The 12,966-nt window shown below is 57.3% G+C and carries 10 protein-coding genes and 1 riboswitch; of the genes, 7 read left to right on the top strand and 3 right to left on the bottom strand.

Features of this window, described 5'->3' with window-relative positions; genetic code table 11:
* Positions 1–4 precede the first annotated feature (4 nt).
* On the top strand, positions 5–1,483 hold the full coding sequence (locus MHI24_RS05210; protein WP_340024508.1) for a carboxylesterase/lipase family protein: 1,479 nt from the start codon (positions 5–7) through the stop codon (positions 1,481–1,483).
* A 588-nt stretch (positions 1,484–2,071) separates the two neighbouring features.
* Here the strand turns inward: MHI24_RS05210 and MHI24_RS05205 are convergent.
* A complete protein-coding gene (locus tag MHI24_RS05205) occupies positions 2,072–3,250 on the bottom strand; it encodes a substrate-binding domain-containing protein (RefSeq protein WP_340024507.1) in 1,179 nt (392 codons plus the stop codon).
* Between the two features lie 194 nt (positions 3,251–3,444).
* Positions 3,445–3,592, top strand: a riboswitch (FMN riboswitch).
* A gap of 127 nt (positions 3,593–3,719) precedes the next feature.
* Between MHI24_RS05205 and MHI24_RS05200 the strand changes: the two genes are divergently transcribed.
* Positions 3,720–4,682: a DMT family transporter gene (locus tag MHI24_RS05200; RefSeq protein ID WP_340024506.1), complete on the top strand. Its 963-nt coding sequence runs from the start codon at positions 3,720–3,722 to the stop codon at positions 4,680–4,682.
* Positions 4,683–4,763: 81 nt separating this feature from the next.
* Here the strand turns inward: MHI24_RS05200 and MHI24_RS05195 are convergent, their stop codons facing one another.
* The gene (locus tag MHI24_RS05195) at positions 4,764–5,936 is read right to left on the bottom strand and encodes a hypothetical protein (RefSeq protein ID WP_340024505.1); all 1,173 of its coding nucleotides are present in this window, start codon (positions 5,934–5,936) and stop codon (positions 4,764–4,766) included.
* 192 nt (positions 5,937–6,128) lie between these two features.
* Between MHI24_RS05195 and MHI24_RS05190 the strand changes: the two genes are divergently transcribed.
* The 5 genes from MHI24_RS05190 (at position 6,129) to MHI24_RS05170 (ending at position 11,905) form a co-directional block, all read left to right on the top strand.
* A complete protein-coding gene (locus tag MHI24_RS05190; RefSeq protein ID WP_340024503.1) occupies positions 6,129–6,773 on the top strand; it encodes a stage V sporulation protein AA in 645 nt (214 codons plus the stop codon).
* Positions 6,770–7,195, top strand: a complete 426-nt coding sequence (locus MHI24_RS05185; RefSeq protein WP_340024502.1) for a stage V sporulation protein AB — start codon at positions 6,770–6,772, stop codon at positions 7,193–7,195. The genes MHI24_RS05190 and MHI24_RS05185 overlap by 4 nt, the downstream gene beginning before the upstream one ends.
* Positions 7,196–8,152: 957 nt before the next feature.
* Complete coding sequence (locus MHI24_RS05180; protein WP_340026604.1) at positions 8,153–9,817, top strand: spore germination protein; 1,665 nt, start codon at positions 8,153–8,155, stop codon at positions 9,815–9,817.
* Between the two features lie 191 nt (positions 9,818–10,008).
* Positions 10,009–11,343: a diaminopimelate decarboxylase gene (gene lysA / locus MHI24_RS05175; protein WP_340024501.1), complete on the top strand. Its 1,335-nt coding sequence runs from the start codon at positions 10,009–10,011 to the stop codon at positions 11,341–11,343.
* 130 nt (positions 11,344–11,473) lie between these two features.
* Positions 11,474–11,905, top strand: a complete 432-nt coding sequence (locus MHI24_RS05170) for a peptidylprolyl isomerase (protein ID WP_238650100.1) — start codon at positions 11,474–11,476, stop codon at positions 11,903–11,905.
* Positions 11,906–12,015: 110 nt separating this feature from the next.
* Here MHI24_RS05170 and MHI24_RS05165 read toward each other — a convergent pair whose 3' ends face one another.
* Entirely contained in the window at positions 12,016–12,753 is a 738-nt protein-coding gene (locus MHI24_RS05165; RefSeq protein ID WP_340024500.1) for a TIGR02206 family membrane protein, read from the bottom strand.
* Positions 12,754–12,966 lie beyond the last annotated feature (213 nt).

Raw genomic sequence — 12,966 nt, 5'->3', positions numbered from 1 at the left:
TGCAATGACAGGACTACTGGTGAATACAGCTTATGGGCAACTGCAAGGGGAACAGGGCAACGGGGTGAAGGTGTGGCGCGGGATTCCGTTCGCCGCTCCTCCAGTCGGCGAGCTGCGTTTCCGTGCGCCGGTGCCGCCGCAGTCCTGGAGCGGTGTGCGGGAGGCCCGGGAATTCGGGCCGGTCAGCCTGCAGCCGGTGAGCACCAGCAGCACGCGCTTTGGCGGAACCAGTCCCGTCTATGATGAAGACTGCCTGTATCTGAATGTCTGGTCTCCGGCCGCTTCGCCCGGGGCAGCACTGCCGGTCATGGTGTGGATTCACGGCGGCACCTTCGTGACCGGGGCGGGCAGCCAGCCGATGTTCGACGGGACCCATATGGCGGCCTCCGGGAATGTCGTGGTCGTCACCGTGAACTACCGGCTTGGACCGCTCGGCTTCCTGCATCTGTCCCATCTGGGCGGAGGACTGGGCTCCAATCTGGGGCTGCTGGATCAGATTGCGGCCCTGGAATGGGTGCAGCAGAATATCGCTGCCTTCGGCGGCGATCCGGCACGGGTCACGGTGTTCGGCGAATCGGCCGGGAGCATGAGCATTGCTGCACTGCTGGCGATGCCGGCAGCGAAGGGACTGTTCGCCCGCGCCATTATGGAGAGCGGCGCAGCGCAGACGCTGACTGCGCAGCAGGGCGAGCAGATCGCCGCCGCCTTCCTGGCCGAGCTGGGCCTGCAGCCCGGCGGCGACACCCGGCTGCTGCACACGCTGCCGGCGGACCGCATTATGGAGGCGGCAGGCCGGATGACGTACAAGCTGTCGGGCGACTCCATGAGCATGTACTTCCAGCCGGTCGTGGAGCCCTCCACCCTGCCGCAGGAGCCGGCGCAGGCCGTTGCTGCCGGGGCGGCAAGCGGGATTCCGCTGCTGATCGGAACGAATCTGCACGAAGGCAATCTGTTCTTCCGCGAAGGGCAGAAGGCCGATAACTTCGAGCAATCGCTCAAAGCGCTGGAGCAGCTGATGGGAGTGGATGACCTCTCAGCGCTGACTGCGGATTACAACCGCTCCTGGGAGGGTCAGGCTGAGGTGCTGACCGACCTGTTCTTCTGGGCCAGCTCCATTTCGTTCGCGGAGAAGCAGTGTGCCCATGCTCCCGTCTGGATGTACCGGTTCGACTGGACGGTTGCCGGCCATCCGCTGCTGGAGAAGGCGATTCACGGGGCGGAGATTCTGTATGTATTCAATAATCTGCCGCTGCTGAAGCAGTATGGCCTGAGCGTGACCCCGGACATGGTCCGGGTGGCTGAAGCGATGCAGCGGACCTGGACCGCCTTCGCCCGCCAGGGTGATCCAGCGCTCCCGGAGCTGGACTGGCCGCAGTACACACCGGAGGAACGCGCTACGATGGTGTTTGACCGGATCACGCAGGTGGTGGAGGACCCGGACGGGGTGAAGCGCGGACGGATCTTTGAGCATTATGCGGGATAAATAACAGCAGCCCTCACCGGGGAAGGACCTCCGGGAGGGCTGCTGTTGTATGCTGGCGGAATGTAAGTGGAAAACCGGATACACTGGGTGGCGGCGTGGGTAGGCGGCGGAATGTAATCGAAAAACCAAACACATTAGGCGCTGCTGTGATAAGGAATGAGCCCTATGCTCCACAGCCAGTAACATTTATAGAGAAAATCATGCACGAATTGCAGCAATACTGCTCAGTAGAATCGGCCTATGCTGAAATCCTGCACGAAATGCAACAACTCCAGCACTAACTTACTCTAAACACCAGAATTCCTGCAAAAGATGCAACAATGTGCCCGCAGCCAGTAACAGTTATAGAGAAATCATGCAAAAAGTGCAACAATGCTGCTCCATACAAGCGGTCAGTGAGAAAGAAAACACTCAGATTGGCCCGAGTTAGGCGTACCGCCGGAATGAGTGGAAGAACGCTTTAGAACGTATGCGGAAAACCGGCTACAATGGGCGAGCGCTGGGTGTGCGGTATTCGGGCCAAATGTTTGCCACCAGAAAGCGATGAGGCAGCAGCATCCTTCCCCCAAAGGACGCTGCTGCCTCTGCTTATTTCACCGGTGTATACCCGGTCTTCTCCACCAGCTCCTGTCCTTCGGCTGACAGTATCCAGTTCAGAAACGGCTCGATGTTCGGGTTGGTACTGCCGGCGGTTACGGCGTAAAACTCGGTTGTGAACGGATAGTCTCCGCTGCGGATGCTCTCCTTGGAGGGCGGCACCCCGTCAATGGCCAGCAGCTTGATCTCATCGCTGGCATTCATCTGTGACGCGTAGAACAGGAAGCTGAAGCCCAGCGCATTCTTGTAATTGCGGTAGCTGGCGGTTAGGCTGATGATGCCGCTCATGATGTCTGCGACATTCTCCTTCGGCGGGGCCATGAGCTGGCGGTCCTCCATTATTTTCTGGAGCCGGGTCTGGCTGCCGCTGTCCTCGGCCCGCTGGAAGGCCCGGATGGGAGCGTCCTTGCCGCCGGCCTGTTCCCAGTTGGTCAAGGTGCCTGAGTAGATGTCCTTAATCTGCTCTATGGTCAGGCTGCTGACCGGATTACGCTTGTTGACGAAGAAGACGAATGCTTCGCGTCCGATCGGGGTGAGCTTCAGCTCTACACCAGCTTGCTCCGCCTGCTTCGTCTGGGCCAATGAAGGCGCCGCAACAAAGATGATATCGGCTTCTCCGGTAATGAGCCGCTTGTAGGCCTCGGAGGTACTGGTGCATACCACGTAATCGGTCCCTTCCTTCTGCACGAAGGGGGAATAGTGATCCTGCGGATAGACCGCCTGGGCAAAAGCCGAATACAGCGGGTACAGCGCCGTAGCCCCGTCCAGCCGCGGCAGGTTATCCGTGAGCTGATAGGAAGCTGTACGGCCCAGGGCAGCAGCTTTGGTATCGTCTGCAAAGGGGGCATACTGGGTCAGATTGACCTCGCCTTCTCTAACCTCCGCCAAGCTGTGGATATAAGCCTGTCTGATCTCATAGCCTGCGGCTGCCAGCACACAAAGCCCGATAAACCCTGACAGCATGATCCGGCGTACCCGCGAGCTGAACAGGCCGAAGATGGAGATGACGGAGAGCAGGGCAAGGCCCCCGGCGATTACCAGGACCAGCGGACCATAGAACAGCATTCCTCCGGTAAATGCGGTTATGAAATAAGCAATGAAGGCGGCAGCCGCGATGCCTGCCAGGGCAAGAATGGAATACAGCAGATTCAACAGAAAAGTTCTCTTCAAGTTGACCTCCAAAATTGTAGTTAATGTAATATGAGACCCTTCAATCCTGTTCTATTCTACATGATGCCTGCAAAACTTCCAAACCGAGAAGAATTTGGATGATAGAATGATGTATTTTCTTGAATTTGCATAAAAAAGCTGGACGAAATGCAAAAAGAGAGGTATCCTGAGATTGTGAAAATAATAACAGCATACAAGATTCTCGGGGTAAGGTGAAATTCCTGACCGGCGGTGATGTTCAAGCGAACTAAGCCCGCGACTCGTTACTCTATCACAAGAGGAAGCGACTGATCTGGTGACAATCCAGAGCCGACGGTAAAGTCCGGATGGGAGAGGATCATAAGATAGAGGCGGCGGTGTATTCCGGTTGTCTTTATTGATAATGGCCCCCGGGTGGTACTCCTGTATAGGAGACGCGGGGGCTTTTGGTCGCTTATCGAGGGTTTGTATCGACAAGGAGAAATGAAAGATGAGTAATGTATCGGCTTCATCGCGCGGGGTCCGTACCGCACCGCTGCGCAGCGGCTTCTGGCTGGTGGTTCTGGGGGCGGCGCTCTGGGGCGTTGACCCGCTGTTCCGGATTATTCTGCTCAAATCGCTGACCTCTTCACAGATCGTGCTGCTGGAGCATGTGGTGCTATTCGTGGCGGCAGCGCCGGTGCTCTGGCGCAACCGCGCAGAGCTGAAGGGCATCCGCCTGCGCCAGGCCGCAGCGCTGCTGATCGTATCGTGGGGCGGCTCAGCCCTGGCGACGATTCTGTTCACCAAGGCGTTAACGAGCGGAGACTTCAACGCTGTGCTGCTGCTGCAGAAGCTTCAGCCGCTGTTCGCCATCGGGCTTGCCGCTGTGATCCTGAAGGAACGCCTGCCGCGCAATTTCGCGCCGCTGATCATCGTGGCCCTGGCCGGAACGTATCTGCTGACCTTCGGCTGGACGATTCCCTTCGGCCATGTGAACAGCTTCATCGGTGTCGGCAGCCTGATGGCGCTGGGCGCTGCCGCCCTGTGGGGCGGTTCCACGGTAATGGGCCGCTACCTGCTGGGCTCGATGAAGTATGAGACGGTCACCTCCCTGCGCTTCATTCTTGCGCTCCCGCTGCTGTTCGTAATTACGAGCATGGAGGGCGCTCCCTGGCAGATTAACGGTGGAATCGGCGGATCAGCGGCGGTGGCCGTTAACCTGCTGCTGCAGGCCCTTTTGCCCGGACTGCTCAGTATGCTGCTCTATTACAAGGGTCTGAATACCACCAAGGCCTCCGTAGCTACGCTGGCCGAGCTGAGCTTCCCGATGACCGGGATTCTGATCAACTGGATTGTCTATCACCAGCTGGTGACCCTGCCGCAGCTGATCGGCTTCGCCCTGATCTGGACCGCATTGTTCTTCATCTCCAATCAGCAGAGCAGCCAGGCGGAGCAGCTTCAGCAGAACTAATCTTCGCCTTATATACGAAAGAGGATGCCACAAGCCGCTATTCAACGGCTGAGCATCCTCTTTATTTTTGCTAATCAGAGATTACTTCAAATAAGGTGTTAACTTAACCGCATTATAGCCAAGCTCCTTGATCTGGGCCTGGGTCATATACAGCCTGTTTCCGGAAGTAAAGCTGTTTACGGGCGTAAGGACGGTCTCCTTGCTGCCGTTCGTGATCTTATTGATATATGCGGCGGACGGATCGCCTGTCTGGGTAATATTCATCACTTCAATCTTCCAGCCCAGAGCGGCCGCCAGCGGCTTCACCGGAATCCATTCCTGTCCGCCCTTGGAGAAAATGGTGGAGACATCGACACCTTTGCCGTCCAGATTCACATTGTATTCGTACCCCATAGTGATAGGCACTTCAGCGACCGGCAGATCCTTCAGCACGGTGGTCTTCGGCAGAGAGAGCTCCGCACGGGGGGCGGACCGGGACGGGAACAGGGCTGTCAGCTCACTGTCGTTCTTCACCAGCCGTGACGTTCCATCCTTCAGGTTATAGACCCAGGGAAGGCGCTGCGGCTCATTTTTGGCATATTGGATTATTCCCTTCTCGAGGTTCCAATTGTATAGCGTGCCCTTCACCAGCTCCTTACGTTTCCCGGTTGCCGGATCGTAAGTGCTGATCACATTCTGCTTGCTGGCCTCATCATATCTTCCCTCCAGCAGCGAGTGCTGTTTCATCCATAAGGCATTGTAGCTGCGTTGACTGGAATAATAGACGGTAACTTTACCGGCAGCTGTATCGCGGAGATACTGGTCGTTGAATTTTCCCATATATCTGCTGCTCCCGGCAATCCCCTCCTGCCAGCCATAACGTGAACGCTCCAGATAACCCCAGCGGCCGTCCGGCGACAAGATGTAGTTGCTTTTGCGGACAATGGACTGGCTCTGTGTATCATAGACATAGGCTTGCTCCGGGTCATCGTTGTTTGTCAGCGGCAGGTTACCGGTTCCATTATTCCGGAAAAACAAAAACGGCTCCGGCCACCTCGCGAACGTCCCGTCCGGCTGCCTGGCAATCACCGCGTTGACAAACTGGCTCCCGTCCAGCTGGCTGACCGAATGGAGCTCGACTCCGCTGTTCTTGCTGACATACGAATCGTAGACGTTAATTTCTTCTGCGGCATGTGCGCTCAGCGGGGCGGCAAGCGCCAGAAGCATAGCCGCACTGAGTGTCAGGCGTAAATGTTGACGCAGCATTCTCTTCATTTGTACTTCCATCCTCTCCCTCAACTATATCGCCTATATAGACGGTTCTATTTTCCAAATGTTTCGCAGGTCCCGATTCAAATCTATATGAATTCCGGGTTTCAAGAGTAAAAATAAGCCTTTCCTCCCATACTACCGTTATTCTTGCTGTTTCACCTGCTCCATACTCCAACCTGAGGGAGGCTTCAGCGGATGAACTCTGACCATACGGCTCCGGCCATTTACATTCAGCTCAAAAACCGGGTTACGGTCCCCAAGGGACAAAGTGTGCTGCTGCGCGATGTGGCTTATCTGATCACCCGGCAGGAATGGCGGGAGCCGTTGTATTCACTGCTGCTGCTCCAGCCCCGGGAGAGTGACGGCAATCTGATTCTGGTGGATCTGCTGACCGTCATTCCGAAGATTCAGGAGCTGTATCCCCATGCAGACATCCAGCCGATCGGCGAAGGGCGGACGATTGTGCAGATTGCGGGTCCCGCTACAGCCGGCAAGCCGTCGATTGCCCTGTTTGTGCTGGTGTGGCTGCTGCTGTTCTTTGGCTCCGCGCTGACGATTATGAACTTTCATGCCGACGTCAGTATGCAAGAGGTGCAAATCCGCATTGTGGAGATGCTGACCGGGCACAGGGATGAGCACCCTTATCTGTTTCAGATCGCCTATTCGCTGGGGATTGGGCTGGGGATGGTGATTTTTTTCAATCATCTGTTCAAAAAGAAATGGAACGAGGAGCCGACCCCGCTTGAGGTGGAAATGTTTCTGTATCAGAAAAATATCGACCAGTACGTCATCAATGAGGAGTACCGCAAAATGAAACGCCGCCGGGAGGGGGGAGCATGACCGCCCCTTTATCGCTTGGCCTGCATCTGCTGCTGGGGATTGCCGGGGGCGTTGCTGTGGGCGGCGGGGTGATTGCGTTGTTCGTTGTGCTGGACATCATCCCCCGGCTGGCGCAGCTCACCTCCTCCTACGACAAGGTTCACTGGTATGAAGGCGCCATGGTCGGCGGTTCGCTGCTGGGAACGGTGAGCGACTTCTGGAATTGGAAAATCACAGCAGGACCGCTGGCAGAGCTGGGGGTCGGGCTGTTCAATGGCATTTTTATCGGCATGCTGGCGGCTGCGCTGACCGAGGTACTGAACGTCCTGCCGATCCTGGCCAAGCGGCTGCATATGACCCATCTGCTGTTTGGCCTGCTGATGGCGATGGTCTGCGGCAAGGTAGCGGGATCGTTGTTTGACTGGTTTGTATACCGACAGTAAAAAGGGGGCAAGAGCGTGGTAAGGTACATTCACAGCGGAGATCAGGTGGAAGAGGATCAGAAGAAAGAGAACGCTGCGCGGCAGAACCCGCCGCAGGAGGAGCGGGCGGCCGGTGACCAGCCGCAGGACAGCGGCAGCGGCCGGAGTCAGGAGCTGGAGGCGTCAGCGGACCTGGGGGCGTCAGCCGCTCCGGCGGAGGACGGGCAGCAGGACAGCCCGTCCGGCAAGGATGCTCCATCGTCATCTGCATCTGGTGGGGCGGAGGAACCCCTGGGGGACGGGGAGACTGAAGGGAACGCCGTAGACCACGGCGGCAACAGCGCGGCCGCCGGGACAGGCGGAGACAATGGCGGGAACAGCGCCGCCGGGCTGGGCGGGAATGATGAGCCGTCCGGCGGTGAGGAGACCGCAGGTGCAGCGGATGCGCCGGAGGCAGCGGCGAAGGACAGCGCTGATGCGGATGACAGCGGAAGTCCGGCTGGAGCCGGTGAATACCAGGCGAAGGAGGATACCTCCGCCTCAGACGGCGCGGGCGCTGACGGAGGAGCAGGCCCGGATAGCGGTGCATCCGCCGGAGCTGAGGAGGAGCAGGACTCCTCCGGGGGCGGCATTAAGGGCTTCTTCAGCAGCCTGTTCGGAGACGAGGCCGGGCCGGAAGAGGGGGAAGAAGCTGGCTCCGGGGATGGGCAGCGGCAGGAGATGGAGGCAGCGGATGAGCCGGGCATGACCGGACAGGGAGATCAGGAAAGTGAGGACGGCTCCAGGCAGGAGCCCGATCCTGCGCCAAAGGCGGGCCAGGACAGTGCTGAAGGGCAGGAAGCCCAGGCCATGGATCCCCCGCAGGATACAGAGGCGGCGGATGAGCTGGGGGCAGAGGATCAGGGCCAGGAGAAGAGCCACAAGGGCTTTTTCGCCCGGTTATTCGGTGAGGATGAAGAGCTAGAGGATGACGAGGATATAGCGGAGGGTGCAAGCCCGTCCAGCCAGCCAGAGAAGTCTGAGAATGCTAAGAAGTCTGCCTCCGGGAAAGCGGAGCCCGGACAGGAGAAGAAGGCGGCAGATCAGCCGAAAGACCCGCTGCAGGAGAAGCGTGACCGTGAACGCTCGGATTCTCTGGAGGCGTCTATTGAATATTGGCAGGGCAATGACAAGATCCCGGCATCGCTGGAGGATACCAAGAAGACGCTGACCGAGGTGCTGGGCTTAGGCTCTTCTTTTGATATCGTGTTCAGGGAGATGTCCTTCGGCGGCCGCCGTGCCGCGCTGCTCTGTGTCAGCGGGTTCGCCAAGGATACCATCATTGACGAAATTCTGAAGCGCCTGACCTATCTGACCCCGGATCATGTATCCACCGATGTGTTCGCCAGCTTCATGAGTGAGTATATCCCGCATGTGCAGGTGGAGAAGGGCGAGCTGCTCAGCGAGAGCATCAATAAAGTGCTGTCGGGCATGAGTGTGTTCTTCATTGAAGGCGAAACCCAGGTCATTGTTATGGATACCCGTTCGTATCCTGCCCGCAGCCCTGATGAGCCGTCGATTGAACGGGTGGTCCGCGGTGCGCGCGACGGCTTCACAGAGACGCTGCTGAGCAATGTCGCCCTGGTCCGCAGACGGGTCCGCGACCCCGGGCTGAAGCTGGAGATGCACCAGATCGGGCGGCGTACCCGGACGGATGTCTGCTTAGCCTACATTGATGATATTGTCGACAAGACCCAGGTACAGGCTGTGACGGATAAGCTCAAAAATGTAAATCTCGATGGAATCCCCCTGGCGGATAAGCAGTTGGAGGAAGCCATTGTCGGCGGCGGCTGGAATCCCTTCCCCCTGGTCCGTTACTCGGAGCGGCCGGATATTGTGGCTTCCCATCTGCTGGAGGGCCGTGTCGTTGTGTTTGTCGATACCTCGCCAAGTGTCATGGTGCTGCCGACGACCTTCTTCGACCTCTGCCAGCACGCGGAGGAGAACCGCCAGACGCCGTTCATGGGAACGTATCTCCGCTGGGTGCGGTTCATCGGGATTTTCGCATCGATGTTCCTGCTTCCGCTGTGGATGCTGCTGGTCCTTCACCCGGAGCTGAAGCCGGCGATGCTGGAATTCATTGGTCCGCAAAAGACAGCCAAAATCCCGCTCATCGCCCAGTTCCTGATCGTTGAGCTGGGGGTGGATCTGCTGCGGATGGCTGCGGTGCATACACCAACCCCGCTAGGATCGGCGATGGGGCTGATCGCTGCTATTCTGGTCGGTGATATCGCTGTGCAGACCGGCCTGTTCGTCAACGAGGTGGTGCTCTATATGGCAGTCGCGGCGATCGGGATGTTTGCTACACCGAGCTATGAGCTGGGGCTGGCTAACCGGATTGTCAGGCTTGGGCTGCTGCTGGCCGTGGCCGCGTTCCAGATTCCCGGGTTCATGATCGGCTCGACGCTGCTGGTGGTATTGCTGACCACCCACCGCTCCTACAATTCGCCGTACATGTGGCCGTTTATACCATTTAATGCAAAAGCAATGGCTGAAATCATCCTGCGCATGCCGGTGCTCAGCTCCAAAACAAGGCCGTCCTTCAACAAAACAAGAGACAATACCCGGATGCCTGCAAATAAGGATGCTCCGCGCAAATCGTAGGAAAATACAAAACAACTGCAAATTAGTCCATTCTATGGCGTTCCCATTGTCTGTTATACTGAATACACTAAACCGCCCCGCAATAAGCCGGATTTCGTCTCCGGGACCGGATCTTATGAACGAGACGGGGCGCCAAATCATATACTAGACAGGGTGGAACGGATATTCCACAGAAATTGGAGGACTGCGCAATGTTTTTACACGGGACGAGCCGAATTAACGATGCAGGGCATCTGGAGATCGGCGGATGTGATGTAACCGAATTGAAGGCGGAGTATGGTACACCGCTATATATAGTGGACGAGCAATTGGTCCGCCAACGCTGCCGCGAATACATGGATGCCTTCACCGCTTCCGGTCTGGGCTTCCAGGTGGCCTATGCCAGCAAGGCGTTCTCCGTGATGGCGATGTGCCGCCTGGCGGATGAGGAAGGGCTGTCGCTGGATGTCGTATCCGACGGAGAGCTGTACACCGCGCTGCAGGCCGGATTCCCGGCCGAGCGCATTCACTTCCACGGGAATAACAAGACGCCGGATGAGATCGAGATGGCGATCGATGCCGGAATCGGCTGCTTCGTTGTCGACAACCTGGTGGAGCTTCATATGCTGCAGGCGATTGCGGCCCGCAAGGAAGTTACCGTTAATATTCTGCTGCGCGTGACGCCTGGCGTTGAAGCCCATGCCCATCATGCGTATGCCTCCACCGGCCAGACGGATTCCAAGTTCGGGTTCGACATCGGCAACGGCTCTGCCCGTGAAGCGGTCAGCCAGGCGGACAGTCAGGCTAATCTTAACCTGCTCGGCGTGCATTCGCATATCGGCTCGCAGATTTTTGAGACCGAAGGCTTCCAGCTGGCCGTACAGCGGATTGCTGAATTCACCCGCATGGTCAAGGATGAGCTGGGCATCAGCTTCCCGGTGGTGAACCTGGGCGGCGGCTTCGGCATCCGTTATGTGGACGGCGATACACCGCTGCTGGTGTCGGAATATGTGGCAGCGATCACCGATGCGGTGAAGACGCACTTCGCGGGCATCGGCGACAAGCTGCCGCAGATCTGGGTGGAGCCGGGCCGCAGCATCGTTGGCGATGCCGGTACAACTCTGTACACAGTGGGCACCAGCAAGGAGATTCCTGGCGTGCGCAAATACGTAGCCGTTGACGGCGGCATGACCGATAATCCGCGTCCTGCCCTGTATGAATCGAAGTATGAAGCAGTGCTTGCGAACCGGGCTACAGAGGCGAACGAAGAGACGGTCTCCATCGCCGGCAAATGCTGCGAGAGCGGCGATATGCTGATCTGGGATGTCGAGCTGCCGAAGGTGGACAGCGGCGACCTGCTCGCTGTAGCCTGCACAGGGGCTTACAACTACTCCATGGCCAGCAACTACAACCGTATCCGCCGTCCGGCAGTGGTGTTCGTGCAGAACGGGCAGAGCGATCTGGTTGTGCGCCGCGAGACCCATCAGGACATTGTAGCCAATGATGTGATTCCGGCACGTATCGCGAAACAGGCAGTAACGAAGTAAGTCCTGTCCTTCAGGGCATGTGGAATAGCGGCAAGCGGGGCGGTCCCCGCTTGCTTTGCTTTGTGCCGCGTTTCATAGTAAACTAATGGATGTGTTCTATTTCTGTCAACTCGAAAGGAGTCATTTACATATGGCGAAGCAAGCAAAGATTACCCTTGAGAACGGCGGTGTCGTGCTGATCGACCTGTTCGACCAGGATGCCCCTAATACAGTAGCTAACTTCGAGAAGCTGGCGAATGACGGCTTCTACAACGGACTGGTATTCCACCGTGTTATCCCGGGCTTCGTAGCTCAAGGCGGATGCCCTAACGGCACCGGCACCGGCGGTCCTGGCTACACCATCGACTGCGAGATCAACCCGAACAAGCATGAGCGCGGCGTCCTGGCTATGGCCCATGCCGGCAAGAACACCGGCGGAAGCCAGTTCTATATCACGTATGCCCCGCAGCCGCATCTTGACGGAGTACACACTGTATTCGGCAAGGTGGTTCAAGGCATGGAGCTGGTCGATGCCTTCAAAGGCCGCGACAAGATGACAAGTGTTGAAGTTGTAGAAGTATAATTTACACAACACGCATATACCGTTAACCGGGGAAGGCTTGCCTTCCCGGGGTTAACGCCGAAGCACCCGGCTGGATTATCCAGCCGGGTGCTTTTTTGTACATATACTCTTTAGGTCCGTCTCTGCCTGAACCGCTCCGGCAGCTTGAAGAACACCAGAAGCATCAGCAGGAAGAACATGAACGCGAAGCCTTCCTCGACCAGCAGATAGTAGGGATAAGGTCCGAAATAGTCAAGCACCGACAAGGTACTTGGCTTGCGCATCAGGAACATATAGTTGGAATCCAGCAGCAGATTGGCGGCATAGACACAGGCAGCGACAACGTTCAGGCAGAGCATGGTGAAGAACAGGGAACGCCAGGCAGGCTTATATTCCTCCACCCAGGTCATATACAGCGATGCGAGAATAATTGATCCGTGGGCGATGAAGAACAGCAGGAAGCGGAAATGCGGGAACGGATAGACCAGATTGGGGGTGAGCAGGGCGATGAAGGCCCCGCCGATCCCGGCAAAATAAAGAAAGCTGTACAGCAGCCTGCTGCGCGTAAGCAGCATAACGATGGACAGGAGCAGCGTAATCCCGCATAGCTCCAGCGGCAGGGAGGTACTGCCGGCCCAGGTTCCGTGAGACAGATACCAGACATGCAGCCCGCCCTCGGAAGCAGCGAGCAGCAGCACCAGCAACAGGCGGGTCAGGAGACGCAGGCCGGGACGGTTGCGCAGGGTGAACCGGGCGAAGAACAGCAGCAGGATACATAGCGCGATAATCAGCAGGGCGGTCAGATGGGAGGCGGAGAGCATGACGAAATCACTCTCGCGCACGCGGTCCCAGAATGGATTGCGGTTCATACCTATCTCTCCTTGATGTCGAAATAATCTACGAAAATAAAATTTCATTTTTTTAATAAATCTGATTCTAAAGTTCTACTCTTAGGTGATATAAGTATATATCGTCCGGGATGGGCAGAAAAGGCAAGTTTGCTAGTTGATTTACAGAAGTGGATGCCCGTACCCGTATATACATATGGAAGCCTCCAGGTAAAGTGTGTCTGGTACCGGTGC

Source organism: Paenibacillus sp. FSL K6-1096, assembly GCF_037977055.1.
GTDB lineage: Bacteria > Bacillota > Bacilli > Paenibacillales > Paenibacillaceae > Paenibacillus_AQ.
This window is presented reverse-complemented; position numbering and strand designations above follow the sequence as displayed.